Source organism: Nannocystis pusilla, assembly GCF_020073745.1.
Classification (GTDB): domain Bacteria; phylum Myxococcota_A; class Polyangia; order Nannocystales; family Nannocystaceae; genus Nannocystis; species Nannocystis radixulma.
In genome coordinates this window covers 65854-85446 of sequence record NZ_JAIRAU010000059.1, presented here as the reverse complement: position 1 = coordinate 85446, position 19593 = coordinate 65854, and the positions used below count along the sequence as shown (strand labels likewise).

Here is a 19593-nt window from a genome sequence, read left to right as displayed (position 1 = left end):
CTCATGCGACGAACCAATCATGCCCACGCGTGGGCCATCGCGGGTGCGGCGCTGCTCGCCGCGAGCGCCACCGGAGCCTGCACCAACGAGCGCGAGCGGGTGGCCGAGCGCGCCCCTGTGCAGCAGGGCGAGCGGGCGCCCACGCCCGCGCCGCCGTCGACCAGCGTCGACACGGTCAAGGAGCACCCGCAGTGGTACTTCGACAAGCACGTGCGCGTGACCGGCGAGGTCGACGAGGTCTACAGCGACCGCGCGTTCAAGCTCGAGGGCACCGGCTGGGCCTTCGACGACGACATCACCGTCCTGATGAAGAAGCCGATGGACGCGGCCTCCGGCGGCGCGCTGAAGGAGGACGACGAGCTGATCGTCGACGGCACCGTGCGTCGCTTCGTCGTCGCCGACGTCGAGCGCGACCTCGGCTGGGACCTCTCGCCCGAGATCGAGATCAAGCTCAAGGAGCGGCCGGTGCTGATCGCCAACACGGTGCGCAAGGTCGGCCCGCCGCAGCAGGCGGACGAGAAGACCGCCGCCGCCGAGCCGCAGGGCGAGGTCGACACGGTCGACGAGATCGTCGCCGTCAACGACCCCAAGCAGCTCACCGGCAAGGAGGTCGACCTCGGCCGCGAGACGGTGCAGGCGGTCGCGGGCAAGGGCTTCTGGGTCGGTCCGACGGCCGCAGCCAAGGTGTTCGTGCTGCCGACGATGATGCCGAAGGACGTCGCCGTCGGCGACGTGGTCACCGTGTCGGGCACCATGCGCGAGATCCCGGCCAACGCGCTCGAGACGTGGGAGCTGCCCAAGGACATGGCCGACGACCTCGGCAAGGTCGTCTACATCGAGGCCGTCACGGTCCGCGAGGTCCAACCGGACGACCAGCGCCGCAACTGAGCCGCGCTCGCGGGCGCCGGAGCGACCATGCCCTCGCCTGATTCGCCGCCGCTGCACACCCCCGACGGACGCTACATCGTCGTCCGCGGGCGGCTGTGGCGCGCGGCGAACCCGTATTTGTCCGCGGCGACCCGCGCCGAGCTGGTGCGGGCGTTGATGGCCGCGCGGCGCGACATGAAGGCGGCCCGCGCGGCCAATGACGCCGACGCGCTGCACAGCGCCCGCGCCCGCGTGCACGCGGCCAAGGTCGCTCTCGGCGAGCGCGGGCCGGTGTGGTGGACCGACGGCGCGCCCGACCTCGGGCGCCGCAAAGTCGCCGATACGCACTACGCCGAGTGGTACAGCGGCCTGCGATCGTCGCTTGCACGCCCGCCAGGTCCGCCTATACCCCTATCAGGAGTAAGATAGGACATGATGAACAATCGCCATCGATTCGCCCTCGCCTTCGCCTTCATCCTCGGCGCCGGCATGGCCGCCTGCGGCGACGACGACAGCGGCGCCACCAACCTCGAGATCGGCGCCAGCTGCAAGTCGTACTGCGACAAGGCCCGCGAGTGCGACGAGGACGTCTCGACCGACGAGTGCGTCGACGATTGCAAGAGCCGGATCGGCGACTGCATGGCCGACGAGCAGCGCAGCACGCTCGACGACCTCGACTCGTGCGCCAGCAACTCGTGCGGTGAATTCCCGGCCTGCACCATCGGAGCGGGGTTGCAATGCACGTTCGGTCTATGAGCCCCGGGCCGGGCGACCCGACCCGACCGGACGAGCAGCCCACCCCGCCGCGGCGCGACGAGCCGAGCCCGCCGCCGCGCGAGGACCCGACCCCGCCGAGCCCGCCGGAGATCCAGCCGCCGCCCACGGAGCCGCCGCGGATCGACCCCCCGCCGGACCAGCCGCCCTTCGAGGACCCCCCACCCATCATCGCCGGAGCACCCCATGCCCGTGTCCGCATCCCCTGATCCGCACGACCCGCTGGCGCCCCGCGTGGACGACCCGTGGTTCTATCGCTGGTGGCGCCGCCGGCCGCGGTCGGCGTATCGCCGGCCGCTGCGGATCTCCGCCGCGATGATCCTCGTCGCCCTGGTCGCGCTCGTGGTGGTGATATTGCTGCGCTCGCCGTGAATCGTCGCGCGCCGCGGGCGCTGTGCACATTTGCGCGTGCGATCGTCGCCGACCGGTGGCATGCCAATGCGCATGACACAGGACGATTCCGACACAGCCGTGGGTCCGATGCCCACCCCCCCCGCGCGCACCGGCGTCTGTTGGGGCTCGATCTTCGCGGGCACCCTGATCGCCGTGGGCGCGTGGCTCCTCCTCCACCTGCTCGGCATGGGCATCGGCCTGGCGTCGATCCAGCCGCACCACCCGGGCTCGCTGCGCAGCGTCGGCATCGGCGCGGGGGTGTGGACGATGATCGCCCCGCTCCTCGCCCTGTTCGTCGGCGGGCTCGCGGCCGGCAAGCTCGCCGGTCCGCTCGACAAGGCCGGTGGCGCCATTCACGGCGCCGTCGTGTGGGCGCTCGCCACCGTCGCCTCGATCACGCTGTTGTGGATGGCGCTCACCGCGGTCCTCAGCGGCGCGGTCGCGGCCGGCAGCAGCGTCGCCTCGGCCACCGCCGGGGGCGCGGCCGCGGCCGTCAGCGCCGGCGCGACCGGCGAAATCGGCGAGATGGGCTTCGAATCGCTGGGCCTGTCGACCGACGATCTCCTCGCCCCGGTCAATCGCCGCCTCCAATCCGAGGGCAAGCCGCCCGTCACCACCGACCAGCTGGTCGCCTCGGCCAAGAAGGCCCTGCAAACCTCGGTCCGCCAGGGTCGCCTCGATCGCCAGTCCGTCGTCGACGCCCTGGCCGAGAACACCGCGCTGACCCCGGCCGAGTCCGCCGAGATCGCCGACCGGATCGTCGGAGCCTACGACAATCGCGTCACCGAGCTCGGCCACACCGCCAAGACGAAGGCGCTCGAGGCCGCCGAGGGCACCGGCAAGGCGCTGCTCGGCCTGTCGCTGGCGATGCTGCTCGGCCTCGGCGCGGCCGTCGGCGGCGCGCTGGTCAGCGTGCGTCGAGGCGAGCGCCTGCGCGTCGCCCGTCGCACCTACCCGCGCGTCGATTGACGCGAGACCGAAAGTCGAGACAGGCGAATCACCGGCGGGGGTCCGAGGACCCCACACCGGTGATTCGCCTGTCGTATCGCAGAGTGATGGTTGGAGTGGATGGGAATCGTTCAGCGCGCGGGCCTCACGGCGACGGCGGGGTCGGCGGCGGCGGCGGCGTGGGCTCCGGGGTCGGCGGCGGCTTCTTCGGCTTCGGCTTCGGATCGGGCTTGGGCTCCGGATCCGGCGCGGGCGGCGTGGGGCTGGTGTCGGGCGTCGCGGTCTTGTCGGTGCCCTTCTCGCCCGCCGCAGCCTGTGCGCTGGCGGCGGTCGCCGTCATCATGGCGATCCCGAGCAGGGATGCGAGGATTCGAATTCGAGGACGATGTTGCATGAATGCCCTTTCTCGCCGTCGAGCATAACCGTGACGGGCCACCGCGCAAATGCGCCGGATGCGTATACACGCGACGGGCACGGCGATCGGACCCGCATTGTGCTCGATCTCGCAAGCGCCGGCGACGCCCCCCGCGATTGATTACGGGCCCGGGACCTCGCTGCGGCACTGGTTGTCGAGGCAGACCGCGACGATCGAGGCGTTGTCGGCGGTCGCGTCGCCGTCCTCCGCCTCCGTCGCCTCCGGCGCGCAGTCGCAGAACGGCTCGAACATGCACGGGGCCTCGGCCTCGTTGTATGCCTCGACCGAGGCGAGGTTGACCGCGAACGCGGCGACCGTGCCGCAGCAATCGGTCTGGTGGAACACGACCGCGCAATCGTCGTCGCTCTGGCACGATTTGTCGACGCCCGGCGCCTGCAGCGGGGCCGCCTCGCACGCCTCGGGGCCGCCGGTCGACGACAGCAGCCCGGTCGACGTCGAGAGCCCCGCTTCGCCCGTCGTCGAGCCCTCCGTCACGAACTCCTCCGTCGTCCCGGGCCCGGTCACCGTCGCCGAGATCTCCGAGGTGCTCGTCGTGCTCGGTGGGTCCGTGTCGGCCGCGGTCGTCGTCTGCCCCTGGGTCAGCGGACCGTCCGTCGATGGCGTCCCGGCCGAGGTCTGTCCCTCGGTCGCGCTCGCGCTCCCGGTCGCGCCGTCCGTGTCCGAGGCCGAGTCCACGTTCGGGTCACCGAGGTTCTTGGTCGAGAGCTGACAGGCGGCGAGCGCGAGCGCGAGGGCGGGGACAATGTTGCGAAGCGTAGTGTGCATGGTGACCCGTGAATGTCCGACCGCCGGCGGGATCGTTGGTCCGCGCCGCCGAGTCACATGTCCCGCAGGACATGTGTCCTCAGGGCGCGCCGCAGGCCTTGCGCACCCGCTCGGCCGACAGCGAGCCCGGGTGGGCGCGCAGGAACTCGGTCGCCGCCGCTGCGCCCTCGCGCTCGCGGCCGCCGGCGCACAGCGCCACCGCGCGCAACGCCGCCGCCTCCTCGCGCAGCGCGCCCGCGGGGAAGCGCCCCTCGTACTCGTCGATCCGCGCCAGCGCCTGCGCGGTCGCGCCGGCCGCGAGCGAATCGTTGATCGCACGCATCGCCGCCAATTCGTGCACCAGCGCGTCGCCCTCCCCGTGCACCGCCGGCGCATTCGCGGGAGCCGCCTGCCGCTCGCCGGGCGCCGGATCGCCGGCCGGCGCGAGCGACGGCGGGATCGTGCCCGCTTCGCGCGTCTCGCCGACCCTCGGATCGCGCCGCTGCGAGCCCGTCGATTCGCGCGCGGTCGGCCGCTGCAGCGGCGGCTCCGTCGGCGGCGCGGGCTCGGGTGCGACGCTCGCGGTCGTCGCCTCCGCGGTCGTCGCCTCCGCGGGCGCGCCTGGCCGCGAGCGCGGCGTCACCGACGCTCCGGACGACCCGTCCGCGGCGTGCAGCGCCGCCGCCGAGCCGGCCGCCCCCGCGTCGGCGTCGAGGCGCCGCGGCGAGATCTTGATCGCCAGCGCGACCGCGGCCGCGACCAGCCCGACCACCGCCACGCCGACCCAGTGGCGTGAATCGATGCGCCGCCGCAATGGCAACACCTGCGCCGCTTCGGTCGCGGCCGCGCTGCGGCGCACCGCCGCCAGCAGGCGCTCGGTCGCGGCCGGCGACGGCCCGGCGTCGCGGCGGTAGGCGGCCAACAATTCGCGGGCCTGCGGATCGAGCTCGTCAGCCATGGGGACCTCCGGCCGCGCCGCCGTGCAGCGCCGCGACGAAGGCGGCGAAACGGGCCCTCGCCGCGCGCAGGCGCGTGTACACGGTGTTGACATTGAGGTCGAGCGCGGCCCCGACCTCGTGCGCGCGCAGCCCCTCGATCTCGAACAGCTCGAACACCACCCGCTGCTCGGGGGTCAGCGTCGCCAGGAATCGCGCCACCGTCGCCGCCGCCTGCGAGCGCTCGAGCCACTCGCCCGGCCCCTCCGCCGGCCCCGGCTCCGGCGCCTCGGCGTGCCGCCGCTGCCGCCGCAGATCGCCGCGCCGGCGGTTGCTCGCGATCCCGCGGGTGATCGCATACAGCCAGGTGGTGATCGCCGCGCTGCCGTCGAACTGCGGCAGGCGCCGCAGGACCACCAGGAACACCTCGTGGGCCGCGTCCTCGATCTCCGGCTCGGGCACCCCGAGGCGCCGCAGGTTGCGCCACACGAAGCCGACGTGCTCGCGGTAGACCGCCTCGAATTCGCGATCCGCGGCGGACGTCTGGGCGGACGGATCCTGGGCGAGCGGCCCTGGCATGGCGGCGGCGATCATGCGCGCAGGCGTTCATGTCCGCGCCCCGGGAAAATCGTTGGCCCCCCGCTCACGGCAGGCGCACCTCGAGCCCCGCGGTCCCCGCGACCCCCACCGGCGACGTGCAGCAGATGGCCCCGCGGCCCGTGACCTCGAAGCGCACGCGCGTCAGCATCACCAGCAGCTCGGCCGAGGCCGTCAGCGCCACCCGCGGCGCCACCCGCACGTGCAGGCCCGGCCCCGCGCTGGCCGCCGCCCACGCGGAGGTCGCCCGGCGCGACGCCATCAGCTCGCCGATCCCGCGCCCGCGCAGCGCCCCGACCTCGACGCCCGCGCACAGCGGCGCCTCGACCCGGCCCTTGCCGACGATCCCGCACGCGCGCACGCCCGTGGCCGCCAGCCACATGCGCCCGCCCACGCGCTCGTCGCCCGCGGCCGGGAAATCGCGCGGCAGCCAGAAGCTCTGGCTCAGCAGCACCGCCCAGCGCCGCCCCCGCACGCCCGCGGCCGCCCGCAGCAGCGCCGTGGGCCCCGGCAGGGCCCCCGCGCCGACGCCCACCCCGAGGCCCAGCGTGGCCCGCAGCGCGCGAGGCGGCCGCTTCGCGGGCCCGGGCGCGGGCGCAGCAGGCGGCTCGGGCTCGCGGTCCACCGCCGGCAGCTCGGGCTCGAGCTCGCCCGCGTCGACCTCCGGCACCGGCGGCGGGACCTGAGGCGCCGGCAGCAGCCCTTCTTGCACCCCGGGCCCCGGTGCCGGCCCTTCTTGCGATCCGGGCGCCGGCGGCAGCCCTTCTTGCACCCCGGGCGCCGGTGTCGGTCCGCCTTGCAGCCCGGGCGCCGCGGCGATGGCCGTCAGCAGCGCCGCGGCCTCGGCCAGGGCCTCGCAGCGGTCGCCCTCGAGGCTGCGCCGGCCCTGTCCTTCGGGGCTGGTGATCGTCGCGTCGAGCCGCCAGCGCCCGCCCGGCAGCGACTCGACGCGCAACGTCACCTGCGCCGCCCCGCCCGTCCCGGCCGGCGCGCGGGCCAGCAGCCCCGCGATCTGCGCGCGCACGGCCGCCTCGTCGGGACAGCCCGCCGGCGCCTCCCAGCGGACCTCCGGCATCGTCGGCGCGGGCGCGGACCCTGGCGCGAGGAGCAGAGCGGCGCACGTCGCGAGCGCGAGCATCGGCGGCGCAGACTAGCCCGCCTCGCCCGAAACCCCAACCCCGAAGATGGACCGTCGACCACGTGTGAACCCGCGCCGGATCGGTCCAGACAATGCGGACCCTCGACTCACGCCAATGCCGGGCCCGCCGCGCGACAATCATGCGAGTCGCAATCACGACAGCGTCGCCGCGCCGGCGATGAATGTCGCCTCACGCCGCGATCGCGGCCGCGCGATGGACAGCGCGGGCGTCCCTGGCCGATGCTCGCTCGCATGCCCTCGACTCTCCCTGTCCCTTCGACCATCCTCCGCCGCGCCGCGACGCTGACCGTGTGCGGCCTGCTCGCCTGCGGTGACAGCGGGTCCGGCAGCTCCGACGCCGCCACCGGCAGCAGCACCGGCGCCCTCGACCCCGGCACCGGCACCGACGATCCCACCGGCACCACGACCGGCGGACCCGCGGTGTGCGGCGACAGCGTGCTCGCCGGCGACGAGGCGTGCGACGACGGCCCCGACAACGGCGTCGGCGGCAAGTGCAGGACCGACTGCAGCGGCCTTTACGTCGCCTCGGTCGCGGGCGACGCGATCCCGTTCGACGAGGGGCCGGACGGGCGGGTCGTCGGCGCCACCGTCTCGATCCTCGAGTTCCCCGAGCGCAGCCTGGTCACCGGCGCCGACGGCAAGTTCGAGTTCACCGACCTCCCGGTCGGCGCCGACATCACGCTGGTGATGGAGCACCCCGACTATCACCCGATCCAGACCGGCACCCACGTGCTGCCGGAGGAGGGCCTGCAGCGGCTCACGTTTCAGGCGGTCAAGCACGGCATCTACCAGGCCCTCGCCGCCATCGTCATGGTCACCCCCGACGAGACGCAATACTGTCAGATGGTGACGACCGTGACGCGCGTCGGCAAATCGATCTACGACCCGGGCGCGCACGGCGAGGCCGACGTGACCGTCACCCTCGATCCGCCGCTGCCGGCCGAGAACGGCCCGATCTACTTCAACGCCGACGTCATCCCCGAGCCCGGCCTCACTGAGACCAGCGACGACGGCGGCGTGCTGTTCGTCCAGGTGCCGCCCGGCGAATACACCTGGACCGCCAGCAAGGAAGGCGCCGAGTTCCGCCAGGTCCGCATGAAGTGCCGGGTCGGCTGGCTGATCAACGCGTCGCCGCCGTGGGGCCTGCAGCGGCTGTGAGCGGCCGCGGCGACGCTGCCGCCATTCGCGACGGCCTCGCGGGGTCGTAGCATTGCCCGCCACCCCGAGGTCACCGACCCCCGCGCGAGCGACCACGCCCCACTGCGAGCGCCGCAAATCGCCCTCGATTTCTTGGACACACATCCTGGAGCACGCCCGCCGCCGGACCTCGTGTCCCCGCCCGGCCTGTGCCATCCTCGCCTGGCGTGCCGCACCTGCGTCGCCTCGTCCCGCTCGCGCTCGTCTCGGCCCTCCTCGGCGGAGCGGCCTGCGACCGCCCGGACGCCCCGGCGACCACCGGCGCCGCGGCGGCCCCCGCGGACCCGTGGACGTCCGCGGCCGTCGCCTCGCTCGGCGAGCGCGCCGCGCTGGTCGCGGTCGTGCGCCTGCAGGCCTGGCCGGCCGTCAGCGCTCACCTGGCGCCGCTCGTGCAGCAGCTCGGCGCCTCGGCGCCCCCGCGCGCGGCGCTGCTGCTGGCCGGCGATTTATCTGTCTTTTTGCACATGCTCTTCGGGCCAGCCTCACCCGCCGGCCCGGGCCTGACCGGCCTCGATCCCGCGCGGCCGGTCGTCCTCGCGCTCGACGAGCCGGGCCTGCTCGCCCCGCCCGGCCTGCTCGCCGCCGAGCTGGCGCACAGCCCCGGATCGCTGCCGGGGCTGCGGCACGAGCTCGTGCTCCCGGCCCTCGATCCGTCCGGCCTCGCCGACGGCCTCGCGCGCTGGTTCGACGCGCTCGGGCGTTCGGAGCCGGCACTGGCCGCGACCCCGGGCGCACGCGCGTGGGTGACCGGGCCGGGCGACCTCGTCGCCGTCGTCGCCGGGGCCGACGCCGTCCGCGTCGTCGGCCTGCAGCGAGCGCTGGCCCCCGGCGGGACGCCGATCGAGAGCGTCCCGCCGGCGCTCCGCGGCGAGCTGTTGCGGCCGGCCGCGCCGCCCTCGACCGGCGCCTGGCCGGCCCACGCCGGCCGCGAGCCGCTGACCGTGCTGCTGCGGCCGCGCGTGCTGCCGGCCCTGCTGCAGTGGCAGCGCGCCCGCGAGGCCGCCGACGCGCTCGCCCGCACCCCCTTCGTCGAGGGCGCCCAGCTGCGCCGCGCCGCGCTCGCCAACCAGTTGCGCTGCGAGCAGGCCCTCGGCGACGGCGTCGTCGACCTCGAGAGCTGGCTGCTGTCGGTCGCCGACGACCCGCACGGCCTGCGCCTGCGCCTCGCCGCCGGGCTCACCGCCACCGGCGCGCAGGCCCTCGGCCCGCCGTCGACCCGCGATCCGCTGGCGCTGCGCGTCCCCGCGATCGCCAGCGCCGTCGTGCGCCTCGACCTCGCCGACGATCCGTCCGGCGCTCCGCCCGGCGACACCAGCCCGCTCGAGGTGCTGAAGCGCTGCGCAGATGTCCTTCCCGCCATGTCCCTGGGGACACCCCTGTCCGCGCTCCGGCGCTCGCGCGCCACGCTCCCGCCGGCCGTCACCGCGCAGCTGGCGATCACCAGCCTCGACGTCGACGGACCCCGCGCCGCCCTCGCCCTCGACCTGGCGGCGACGACCGACCTCACCAGGTTCCAGAGCGTCGCCCAGCAGGTCGTCACCGGCCTCGCCCGCGAGTTCGAGCTGCACGCCGTGCCCGCGGGCGATCGCCAGCGCGTGCTCGTCGGCGCCGGCGTCGATCCGCGCGCCGTGTTCGCCGACGCCACCGTCCCCGTCGGCCTCCTCGCCGCGCGGGTCGACCTCGCCGCCGTCCTGCCGCTGCTCCGCGCGCTCGCGCCCGACCTCGCCGCCGCCCTCTCGCCCCACCGCCGCGCCGCCTTCGACCTCGCGCGCGTCGGCTCGCACCTGCGCGGCGAGCTCGTGCTCGGCGACGGCGAGCCCGCGGCGACGCCCCCCGCCGACGTGGCGGAGCCGCCGGCCCCTCCGCCCGCGCCGCCGCCGTCGTCCGGCGTCGTCTGTGCCCGCTCCTTCGTGGCCCAGGCCATCGACCTGCTCGATCGGGCCCGCCCGCCCGCGGTCGCGCCCTCGGGCCCGGCGCTCGATCAGCAGCTCGCCGCCCTCGAGCCGAACCTGCACTGCGTCGAGTCCGATCCCGCGACCGCCGCCCACGCCCCGGCCCTGCGGCGCATGCTGCCGCTGGCGCTCGCCGACCTGCTCGCCGACGAGCTTCGCCCCGGCGAGGGCGCGCGCGCGCTCGCCGGCGCGTGCGAGGCCGGCGACCCGATCGCCTGCCGGCGGCGGGTCGAGCTCGCGGCCTTGCCCGACGTCGCGCTGCCCGAGCTACACTCGAACTGTCCCGCCCACCACGCCCGCTACGCCCACCGCCTCGCCCTCGCCGGCGACCGGCTCGCGCTCGACGATCGACCCGTCGGCGACCTCGCCGAGCTGACGCAGCGCCTGGCCGCGCTCGCCGAGGCGAAGGACGCCAACGGCGGCCTCCTCGCGGAGGCCAACCTCGCGCTGGCGATCGACGCCAGCACCCCGTTCGCCGCGCTGCGTCCGCTGCTCGCCGCCCTCGCGCAGCAGCGCACCATCCGCCTCGGCATCCTCGCCAGCCACGACCGCGACGGCACGGGGACCTACGCGATCCCCATGGTCACCCCGCAGATCGCCGCGAGCCTGCCCGCGTCCTCGCAGCAGGCGCCGCTGTCGCCGAACCTGCGCGTCGGCGCCCTCGTGCTCGCCGGCGACGGCGACGCCCTGCGCATGCGCACCGGCACGACCGCGCTCGGGCTCTATCCCTACCTCCACGCCACGACGATCGAGGTCGACGCGCGCGAGCGGCCCGACAACGGCCTGCCGCCGCTCGTCACCGCCACCGAGGCGACCCCGTGGTCGACCGTCGCCGTCGCCCTCGCCGGCACCTGCAGCCCGCACGTCCTCGCCGAGGCCGCCGACGTGCAGGCCCAGCTCGGCCCGCCCGATCGCAGCGTGTCGATCCTGTGGGACCCCCACGGCCCCAAACCGCTGTCGGTCGCGCCGAAGGTGCGCGGCCCCAACAACATCAACTCCGGCCTGTTCAGGGCCAAGCCCCGCGTCGAGTACTGCTACGGCCGCGCCCTCGCCGACCAGCCCACGCTCGCCGGCAAGGTCGTCGTCGAGTTCGCGGTCTCGGCCGCGGGCGAGCTCGGCGCCGTGACGATCGCGTCCTCGACGCTGAAGCACCCGGAGGTCGAGCGCTGCATCGTCGACGCGATCGCGCGCCACACCTCCTGGTCCTCGGCCGACAGCGACGCGGTCATCCGCTGGCAGTTCGACTTCACGCGCCGCTGACCGCATGTCCCCCAGGACAGATATCTCGGCGGCTCGCGGGCGCGGCCGGTGCGCGCGGTCGTCAAGGGCGACCCGCTCGACGCCGGCGCGCTCGCGGCGGCGACGCCCGGGCCCGGCGCGGTGATGTTCGCCATTGCCCGCCGCCGCGCGAGCGGCGACCCGTGTGGCTCGTGCTCCCCCACGCGTGCATCCTCGCCGCGCGGATCGCCTCGGACCGCGCCCGCCTCCACGAGGAGCCCGCGAGGACATGTCCGTTTCGACATGACCTGAAGCGCAGCACTCGCAACGGCCGCGACCGCTTGGCCTCGGCGACCAGGGCGGCGATCAGCGGCGGCACGCGCATGGCAGGCTGCCCGTCGCGCCGGACGCCGCCAGCAATTCGGTCGAGGTCGAGACCGCGCCGGGGCCTTGCGGCCACGCTGGGCGCCTGTGACCCCGCCAGGACTCGCGCGGGCCCCCGCCGCCGGCCACCAGGCCTTCGCATAGAGTGCCCCCATGTTCGCTCGCCTTCGCTTCGGCCATGGTCTCCCGCTCGCGCTGGCGGGCCTCGCAACCGCGTTTCCGGCGATCGCCGCGGCCTTGCCGGCCTTCCCCGGCGCCGAGGGGTTCGCCGCCGAGATCACCGGAGGTCGCGGAGGACAGGTCCTTCGGGTCACCTCGCTCGCCGAGTCGGGCCCGGGCAGCTTGAGGGAGGCGCTCGAGACCCCGGGCCCGCGGATCATCGTCTTCGAGGTCAGCGGCGTCATCGATCTCGGCGAGCCGAACACCGACGACATCTTCGACGAGAGCGACGGCAACAACGTCCTCACGATCCCCGAGGGCGACGTCACCATCGCCGGCCAGACCGCGCCCGGGGCCGGCATCACCATCCGCGGCCGCCTCTATGCCGCGTACGACGAGGGCGTCGGCAACATCATCGTCCGCCACCTGCGGATCCGTCCGCCGGCGTGGCCCGGCGGCGGCGACGGCGGCGAGCAGTACGACGCGCTGCGCTTCTCGGTCAACGCCGAGGTCCTCGTCGACCACGTCACCGTCTCCGGCGGCGTCGACGAGTGCGTCGACCTCTACGAGGGCCGCGACATCACCTTCCAGTGGTCGACCGTCGAGGAGGCCGCGGACGAGGGCCATCCGGAGGGCGCGCACAACTACGGCCTGCTCAATTACGGCGGGCGCACGAGCGTGCACCACAGCCTGTTCGCCCACAACCGCAACCGCAACCCCGCGCTCGCCACCGGGCCCTCGGAGTCGATCAACAACACCGCGTACAACGTGCGCCACGGCTTCGTCAATCACAACGACGCCAGCGGCGAGATCACCGTCGTCGGCAACACCTTCATTCAGGGCCCGAACGACTCCCTGATCCCGCTGTTCTTCGACGGCGGCGAAGGCGTGCAGTATTGGCTGGCCGACAACGCCGTCGACGACCCCGGCGAATTCAGCGGCGTGATCGACGACCCGTGGACCGAGGCCTACTTCGACAACATCGGCGCCTCCGACGCCGTCCGCGCCGGCGGCCCCTTCACCTTCGACGGCGGATTCTACCTCCCCGTCGGCGTGCAGCCCGCCGCCGAAGCCCACGCCGACGTGCTCGCCTGCGCCGGCGCCTTCCCGCGCGACGCCGGCACCCTGCGCGTGCTGCAGGAGCTCGCCGACCGCGGCGGCGACTGGGGCGCCAAGTACCCCGCCGACCTGCTCGCGGGCCTGTCCCCGGGGACAGCTCCGGCCGACGGCGACCACGACGGCATGCCCGACGCGTGGGAGAGCGACCACGGCCTCGACCCGGCCGACGGCGACGACCACGCGACCGTCATGCCCTCCGGCTACACCGCGATCGAGGAGTACATCAACGAGCGCGCCGACATGATCGCCTGCGGCGCGCCCGACCCCGGCGACACCACCGGCGACGACACCACCGGCACCACCGGCAGCGACCCCACCGGCAGCGACCCCACCGGCAGCGACCCCACCGGCGGCCCGACCTCGGGCGACGCTCCGACCACCGGCGGCTCTGCCGGTGATACTTCTGGACAGGTCGAAGAGACCATGTCCCCGGGGACATCCGATGGCCCCGGCCCGGGCGGGGCCAGCGACACCACCGGCGCCGGCCAGACCGACGCCGGCGGCTGCGCCTGCCGCAGCGGCGGACCCGGCCCGGCCGACGCGTGGTGGGCCGCCCTGTTGCTGCCGCTGCTCCGTCGCCGCCGCCGCTGACGCACCCGCCGCGCGAAGCGAACCTGGCCTTGCAGACAGGTCGCGGCGGCGCTGCGCCGAGCGTGCGCGTCGGTGCGTCGTGGCGCTCGCGGTCGCCGCGCTGCGCTGGCCCGGGCGGGTTCGCCGGCGACGACGTCCACTTCCACGCCCGCGGCCACGAGGCCGTCGCCCTCGCCGACGGCTACGAGTCCGGCCAGGCGAGCCGCTGCGGTTGACCACGCCCGACCGTCACCGCCCCGTCGACCGCCCGTGTAGCGGCGACCCGCGCCGTCCGAGCATGCACCCGGGGCGACGCCCTCAGTCCTCCCATTCGTAGCCGCCGCTGCCCTGGCGCTTGCTCCCCTTGCTCGACTTCTCGCCGTATCCGACGATGGCGAGATCGGTGTCGGAGCTCCACTTGTAGCCGATCGCGTCGCCCCCCGTCAGCTTCTTGTGCCCACAATTCTTCGTGAGGCCGATGTTGACCGCGCCGTTGCCGTAGCTGTTGCGGCCGTAGTTGACGATGTCGCTGACGTGGTTGAGGAAGTTGTCGTCCACGTAGCTCGAGCAGAACCTCCCCGAAGGGAACGTGACGGTGACTCCTCCGATCACGATCGTCGTGCTTTGACCGGCCTTCAGGGCAATTGCCTCGGGTGTATCCCACATAATGATCCTCCCCGCGTGACCGTGCAGCGGCTGCGGGGTGGTTGGCATAGCATGCGCCCATCCGGGCCAGGGGCCGCGTGGGCACTCGAATTCGAGACAATACCAGGGGGCTGTCGGTGGGGGGACACGATCGCCCGGAGCGCGGCCGCGCGGTGCGGAGATTCGCGCCGGCGCCATGGACATCGCGGTCGAGTGCGCGCCCGCGCACCCGTCGCGCGCTCACAGGAAATCGCAGCCGACGAAGCTCTCCGGCGCGCCGACCGTGATCGTCACCTCGGCGCAATCGACCGGCTCGTACCAATCGATGCCCGGCCCTTGCTGACAGCGGCCGCACGCGAACGCTGCCGCCGGGAACGCCAGCGGCCAGTCGTGCACCGCGTCGCCCCAGTCCTCGCCGTCGCGCCAGATCACCGCGTATTGCTCGGCCAGGCCGATCAGGCCGCCGATCGCCTCGAACCCGACCACGCCCTCGGGGATCTCGCGCTCCGCCGGCCACATCATCAGCATGCCGAAGGCGATCCGCTGGCCCACGCCCTCCTTGTTGAGCGGGCTCAAGGCCACGTCGGGCGGTGCCTCGCCGGCGATCGAGACCATGAACTCGCCGCCGCCGGCGCGGCCGTCGCCGTACTTGAACATGCTGGCGAGCCCGGCCGTGCGCACCAGCCACACCACCGCCACCGTCGCCTCGGCCGGCACGTCCTCGCCCGCGACCTGACCCGCGAACTCGAACACCGGCCCGCCCTCGGTCTCCGTCGCCGTCGCGCCCTCGGTCGTCACCGCCGCGTCGGGCGCCGCGCAGCCCGCCGCGGCCACCAGCCAGGCGAGCACAATCGTTCGAGCACACCTCGCCATCCCCGCAAGGGTGCCCGCCTCCCCGACCCCGGCAAGTGCCGCGCGTCACAGCCCGGCCCCGGCGGGCTCGACTGTGCTCATTCCCGAAAGGACATGTCTACCAGGACATGCCCATTCCAACACATCATCGCGCCTCACCCGAGCGCGAGCGGGCTCTTGCAGTACGTCGGGTTGCCGAACGTCTTCGCCTCGATCCCCATCGCGTTCATGCAGCCCGACCACAGGTCGTTGTGGGCCCGGTCGCCGGGGACCTGCAGCCAGCGCCCCGTCTTCACCGCCCCGCCGGCCTTGCCCGCGAGGACGTACGGGATCTCGTGGCGGTCGTGGTCGTTGCCCTTCTGGTGCTCGTTGACCCAGATGAGCAGCGTATTGTCGAGCACCGTCCCGTCGCCCTCCGGCATCGACTTCAGCTTCTCGATCAGGTACGCGAACTGTTCGCAGTACCAGGTGTTGATCACCGTCAGCTTCTCCTGCGCGTCGAGGTCGCCGTCGCCGCGGTGGGCCAGCTCGTGGTGGCCCTCGGGGATGTCGAGCCACGGGAACGGCTTCGCCGTGGCCGAGTTCGTCCACATGATCGAGGCCACGCGGGTGAGGTCGCAGGCCAGCGCCATCGCCAGCAGGTCCATCTGCAGCTTGCCGGTCTTGGGGATGTTGGCGACCTTGAGCGGGTCCGCGACCGCGCCGAGCATCGGCGGCTCGCACGCGCCGCCGACGTTGCCGCCGGTCTCGAGCCGCATCTCGATGTCGCGCACCGCCGCCAGGTGGGCCTCGAGCTTGATCCTGTCGGCCGCGCCGACCTTCTTCACCAGGCGCTGGTAATCGGCGGCCACCGCGTCGAGCACGATCTTGCGCTCGGCGATCCTGCGCATCTGCGCCTCCGGGTCGCCCTCGAGGTCGGCGAAGATCCGGTTGAACGCCGCCGTGGGGTCGTTCTCCGGCGGGATCGGCTGGGCCGGGCCGCGGTAGGAGATCCGCGAGCCGACGTTGGCGCCGTAGACGTAGACCCCGAACTCGAGCGAGCGGAACTTGGTCTGGTCGCCGACGACGTCGGCGATCGCCTGGTCGACCGAGATGCCGTCGGCCCAGCCGGCCGACAGACCGGCGTCGCCGGGGAAGTCGCCCTCCTGCAATTCGGTGGCCGTCAGCGATTGCCCGGTGCCCTTCTGGTGCGCGTCGCCGGGGCCCTTGTAGGCCGACAGCTCGTCGATCCCGTCGAGCACGACGATGTCCTGCTTGTGCGGATCGAGCGGTTGCAAGATCCGCGGCAGCGTGAACGACGACTCGCTGCCGCTCGGCCGCCAGTGCTGCATGATCGTGCCGTTCGGCGTCCAGAACACCACGAAGCGCTTGGGCACGCCGCCGCTGCCGCGGAACTGCTGCGGCTTGCTGGCGAGGTCGGCGTTGCAACCTCCCATGATGTCGAGGAGGGGCAGCGCCAGGCAAGCGCCGCCGGCGCCCTTGAGCATGGCGCGACGGGACAGGGTGGAATTCTTCACGACGACTCTCCTTCGCCCTCGGGGGCGCGGCGGTACAGGAACGCATCGGTCTGGGTGAGGTGAATGATGAGATCGCGGATCCTGCGGCCCGATCCGGCGAACGCCGCGGTCAGCTCGGCCAGGGTGCACGCGTCGGCCTCGGACTCGGCGCGGCCGTAGCCGTAGCGGAACCATTGCAGGGTCATGCAGGACTCGACCTCGGGCGATTCGACGAGCATCGCCGCCAGCTCCGGCACGCCGTCGAACTTGCCCCGCGTGCTCCCGCCGATGATCTCGCCGGTGGCGTCGATCGGCTGCCCGGCCTCGCTGGCGCGGAAGCGCCCGGCCCCGTCGAAGTGCTCGAAGCCGAAGCCGATCGGGTCCATCATGTCGTGACAGCCCGAGCAGCTGGGATCGACGGAGTGCTGCTTGAAGCGCTCGCGCGTCGGCAGCGTCGGGTCGACCTCGGGCGGCGTGATGTCGACGTCGTCGGGCGGCGGCGGCACGGTCTGGCACAGCAGCCGCTCGCGCACGAACTTGCCGCGGTGGATCGGCGAGGTCTGATTGGGCTTGGCGAGCACCGACATCAACCCGCCCTGGGTCAGGAACCCCGACGATTGCCCGTGCTCGAGCTCGACCCTGGTGAACGCCTCGCCGCTCGGACCGTCGACCCCGTAATACGCGGCGAGCGGGCCGTTGAGGAACGTGTACGGCGCGAGGTACATGCTGTCGAGGTCGCCGGGGCCGTCCCAGATCACGTGGTCGAGGAACGCCTCGGCCTCGGCGCGCAGGAGCGGCCGCACCTCGGCGTCGAACTCGGGGAAGGCGTCGCCGTCCTTCTCGAGCTCCTCGACGCGCTTCAGCTCGAGCCATTGCCCGTGGAAGTCGCGCACGACCTCGCGCGCCCGCGCGTCGCCGAGCATGCGCTCGGCCTGCCCGGCCACGTCCGCCGCGGTCGCCAGGCGACCGTCGGCCGCCGCGGCCAACAGCTTCGCGTCCGGCATCGTGCCCCACAACAGGTACGACAGGCGCGACGCCAGCTCGTACCCCGTCAATTGCCGCACCCCCGGCGCCTCCGCGACCGGTTCGCCGAATTCGACGCGGTACAGGAAATGCGGCGACTGCAGCATCGTCGTCGCCACCAGGCGGATCGCCGTGGCGAATTCGAACTGGTCCCGGGCCGTGTGGTAGACGTCCACCAGCGCCTCGACGTCCTCGGACTCCAGCGGCCGGCGATAGGCCGAGCGGCCGAACTCGGCGATGAACCGCTGCGCGCACGCCTCCTCGCCCTCGGCCGCGACGTCGCAGCCGCCGAGGAACGCCGGCAAGTCCTCGATCTCGGCCGCCGCCAGCTTCTCCGCGGCGTTCAAGTACTGCTCCGCCAGCAGCTGCGTGACCACCAGCGCGTCGGCGTTGTTGTTGAACCCGAGCGCCTCTTCCTCGGCCGGGAACTCGCGCGCCGGCCGGGTCTTGTCGCCGAGCAGGTCGTGCACGGTGTTGTCGTATTCGCGTCGGTTCAGCCGCCGGATCGGCGACGGCCCCGGCTCGATCGGCGCGCACGCCGGGTCGCCGCCCTCGGTGTCCGGCGCCGGGCCGTCGCTGTCCGTCGTATCCATGGTCGACGAGCCCGAAGTCGACCCGTCCTCGCCGCTCGCGTCAGGCTCACATCCTCCAGCCGCCGCGGCTGCGAGCATCCACGCCATCATCCCTCTCGTCCGCATATCCGCTTTGTGGAACGCATCGCCGCCGAGGATCGTGCGCTCGAGCATCCGTGCCGGCGGAGACCTCGCCGGACAGGCGCTCGCGAGTCCGTCGATTGTCCGCTACAGCGACGCGGCCGACCGCGCGGCGCCCGCCTCGTCCGCGCCCGGAGCCTCGTCCCGACTGTGGTGATTTCAACCGCGCCGGCCGTGCTGCGGATCGCAATCGAGGCGCACATTCGCCACCGCGGCGCGTCGCCGCCGGGGCGATGGCCGGCGAATGTCACCACCGGCGCGCGCCGACGTCGGGCTCGCCCGCGCGCAGCGATCGCGCCCATGTCGGCCGCGCGCGTCCGCCCGTCACCGCTTGGCCGGCGGCGCGGAGGGAGCGGCGGGCGTCGCCGGCGGCCTGGCCTTCTGACCCGGAGCCAGCTTGATGATGAACGCCAGCGAGAGCAGGTGGTTGTTGTTGTCGGGGTCGCGGGGGCGACGGATGTACTGATTGAGGTAGCCGAATTCGACGCGCATCGCCCTGGTGTCGTGGGCCAACCCGACGAACAGCCAGTTCTGATCGAAGCCGGGCCGGGAATAGGCCGTGCTGTTCAGGTGGACGAAGATCTCGTCGTGGACGAGGAGCTGCCAGGGCGCGTCCTTCTTGAGGTTGAAGGCGATCCGCAGCCGCTGGCGGAAGCGATGGGCCCAGCGGCCGAGCCCCATGTCCTGCGGCACGCCGTTGACGATGTCGTCGCTGCCGAGGCCGTGGGTGCGGATCCGGTGCTCCACGCGGGTGCGCCAGTTGACGTCGAGCCGCCCCTCCCAGGCCCAGCGCAGCGTCAACTGCTCGTAGACCCGGTGCTCGTTGACGTTGCGGGTGCGGGCGAACACCGGGTCGTCGAAGAAGTCGGGGAACCACATATAGCCGACGAAGAACCCGCCCCACTTGGCCCACATGTACCCGATCGCCGGGCGCACCAGGAGAAACGTGTTCGGGTTCTGCTTCGTCTCGACGATCGCGCCGGACATGTCCCGCACGTACTGCAGCGGCGAGTTCATGCGCCGCAGGTGGAAGTCGAGGTGCAGCCGCAGGCCCTTGGCCTTCGCGTCGAGGTTCATGTCGAGCATGATCTGATTCCAGATCCCGATGTCCGGCTCCGACGGCCTGGTCGCTCGCGCGGTCGTCCCGGCGAGCAGCACGGCGAGACCGACGAGTCGGCCGGGCGGGCGCGGATGACGGCGAATCCTCGGAGGCATGGGTGCGCGGCGGCCAAACCAACCCCCGACCGCGCGTCCCCGACAGCCGGGTCGCGCGACAACGCGTCGTGGCCGCTCGCACGTGGCCGTCGCCTCGTCGACGCGGCGCCGCGACGAGCACCGGCGCGGGCGCCGCGAACGGTCGCTGCCGCCGCCGCACCGCCGCTCGCACGCTCGCCGTTCACCACCGCGCCGTC

General features: G+C 73.6%; 20 protein-coding genes. 10 read left to right on the top strand and 10 right to left on the bottom strand.

Translation table 11 applies throughout. The features are described 5' to 3' along the window. The first annotated feature begins 3 nt into the window (after positions 1–3). The 6 genes from K7C98_RS41880 (at position 4) to K7C98_RS41855 (ending at position 3003) form a co-directional block, all read left to right on the top strand. On the top strand, positions 4–888 hold the full coding sequence (locus K7C98_RS41880; RefSeq protein ID WP_224197564.1) for a hypothetical protein: 885 nt from the start codon (positions 4–6) through the stop codon (positions 886–888). A gap of 27 nt (positions 889–915) precedes the next feature. Beyond that, the gene (locus tag K7C98_RS41875; RefSeq protein WP_224197563.1) at positions 916–1296 is read left to right on the top strand and encodes a hypothetical protein; all 381 of its coding nucleotides are present in this window, start codon (positions 916–918) and stop codon (positions 1294–1296) included. Positions 1297–1302: 6 nt separating this feature from the next. Continuing rightward, entirely contained in the window at positions 1303–1623 is a 321-nt protein-coding gene (locus K7C98_RS41870) for a hypothetical protein (protein ID WP_224197562.1), read from the top strand. Further along, complete coding sequence (locus K7C98_RS41865; RefSeq protein WP_224197561.1) at positions 1620–1850, top strand: hypothetical protein; 231 nt, start codon at positions 1620–1622, stop codon at positions 1848–1850. Before K7C98_RS41870 ends, K7C98_RS41865 begins: the two co-directional genes overlap by 4 nt. After that, the gene (locus K7C98_RS41860) at positions 1834–2013 is read left to right on the top strand and encodes a hypothetical protein (protein ID WP_224197560.1); all 180 of its coding nucleotides are present in this window, start codon (positions 1834–1836) and stop codon (positions 2011–2013) included. Before K7C98_RS41865 ends, K7C98_RS41860 begins: the two co-directional genes overlap by 17 nt. A 108-nt stretch (positions 2014–2121) precedes the next feature. After that, positions 2122–3003: a hypothetical protein gene (locus K7C98_RS41855; protein ID WP_224197559.1), complete on the top strand. Its 882-nt coding sequence runs from the start codon at positions 2122–2124 to the stop codon at positions 3001–3003. Between the two features lie 124 nt (positions 3004–3127). Here K7C98_RS41855 and K7C98_RS41850 read toward each other — a convergent pair whose 3' ends face one another. From K7C98_RS41850 to K7C98_RS41830, 5 genes are all read right to left on the bottom strand, one after another. Beyond that, positions 3128–3322: a hypothetical protein gene (locus tag K7C98_RS41850; protein WP_224197558.1), complete on the bottom strand. Its 195-nt coding sequence runs from the start codon at positions 3320–3322 to the stop codon at positions 3128–3130. 195 nt (positions 3323–3517) lie between these two features. Then, the gene (locus K7C98_RS41845) at positions 3518–4183 is read right to left on the bottom strand and encodes a hypothetical protein (RefSeq protein ID WP_224197557.1); all 666 of its coding nucleotides are present in this window, start codon (positions 4181–4183) and stop codon (positions 3518–3520) included. A gap of 79 nt (positions 4184–4262) precedes the next feature. Further along, positions 4263–5120, bottom strand: coding sequence for a hypothetical protein (locus K7C98_RS41840; protein WP_224197556.1), 858 nt, complete (start codon positions 5118–5120; stop codon positions 4263–4265). Beyond that, positions 5113–5676 (bottom strand): RNA polymerase sigma factor, encoded by a 564-nt coding sequence (locus tag K7C98_RS41835; protein ID WP_224197555.1) that lies wholly within the window; start codon positions 5674–5676, stop codon positions 5113–5115. The genes K7C98_RS41840 and K7C98_RS41835 overlap by 8 nt, the downstream gene beginning before the upstream one ends. A 64-nt stretch (positions 5677–5740) precedes the next feature. Then, positions 5741–6832 (bottom strand): hypothetical protein, encoded by a 1092-nt coding sequence (locus K7C98_RS41830; RefSeq protein WP_224197554.1) that lies wholly within the window; start codon positions 6830–6832, stop codon positions 5741–5743. Positions 6833–7084: 252 nt separating this feature from the next. On the opposite strand from K7C98_RS41830, the gene K7C98_RS41825 reads away from it, so the two are divergent. The 4 genes from K7C98_RS41825 (at position 7085) to K7C98_RS41810 (ending at position 13688) form a co-directional block, all read left to right on the top strand. Further along, complete coding sequence (locus tag K7C98_RS41825) at positions 7085–8011, top strand: carboxypeptidase-like regulatory domain-containing protein (RefSeq protein WP_224197553.1); 927 nt, start codon at positions 7085–7087, stop codon at positions 8009–8011. A 206-nt stretch (positions 8012–8217) separates the two neighbouring features. After that, positions 8218–11262, top strand: coding sequence for an AgmX/PglI C-terminal domain-containing protein (locus tag K7C98_RS41820; protein ID WP_224197552.1), 3045 nt, complete (start codon positions 8218–8220; stop codon positions 11260–11262). Between the two features lie 495 nt (positions 11263–11757). Next, a complete protein-coding gene (locus tag K7C98_RS41815; protein WP_224197551.1) occupies positions 11758–13473 on the top strand; it encodes a pectate lyase family protein in 1716 nt (571 codons plus the stop codon). A 29-nt stretch (positions 13474–13502) separates the two neighbouring features. Next, positions 13503–13688 carry a hypothetical protein gene (locus K7C98_RS41810; protein WP_224197550.1) on the top strand — a complete coding sequence of 62 codons (186 nt, stop codon included), beginning with the start codon at positions 13503–13505 and terminating at the stop codon, positions 13686–13688. Positions 13689–13770: 82 nt separating this feature from the next. Here the strand turns inward: K7C98_RS41810 and K7C98_RS41805 are convergent, their stop codons facing one another. From K7C98_RS41805 to K7C98_RS41785, 5 genes are all read right to left on the bottom strand, one after another. Further along, positions 13771–14064: a hypothetical protein gene (locus K7C98_RS41805; RefSeq protein ID WP_224197549.1), complete on the bottom strand. Its 294-nt coding sequence runs from the start codon at positions 14062–14064 to the stop codon at positions 13771–13773. Positions 14065–14337: 273 nt separating this feature from the next. Further along, positions 14338–14946 carry a hypothetical protein gene (locus K7C98_RS41800; protein WP_224197548.1) on the bottom strand — a complete coding sequence of 203 codons (609 nt, stop codon included), beginning with the start codon at positions 14944–14946 and terminating at the stop codon, positions 14338–14340. Positions 14947–15104: 158 nt separating this feature from the next. Further along, a complete protein-coding gene (locus K7C98_RS41795; RefSeq protein ID WP_224197547.1) occupies positions 15105–16466 on the bottom strand; it encodes a DUF1552 domain-containing protein in 1362 nt (453 codons plus the stop codon). Further along, positions 16463–18061 (bottom strand): DUF1592 domain-containing protein, encoded by a 1599-nt coding sequence (locus K7C98_RS41790; RefSeq protein ID WP_224197546.1) that lies wholly within the window; start codon positions 18059–18061, stop codon positions 16463–16465. Before K7C98_RS41790 ends, K7C98_RS41795 begins: the two co-directional genes overlap by 4 nt. A 444-nt stretch (positions 18062–18505) precedes the next feature. Next, entirely contained in the window at positions 18506–19396 is an 891-nt protein-coding gene (locus K7C98_RS41785; RefSeq protein ID WP_224197545.1) for a DUF2490 domain-containing protein, read from the bottom strand. Positions 19397–19593 lie beyond the last annotated feature (197 nt).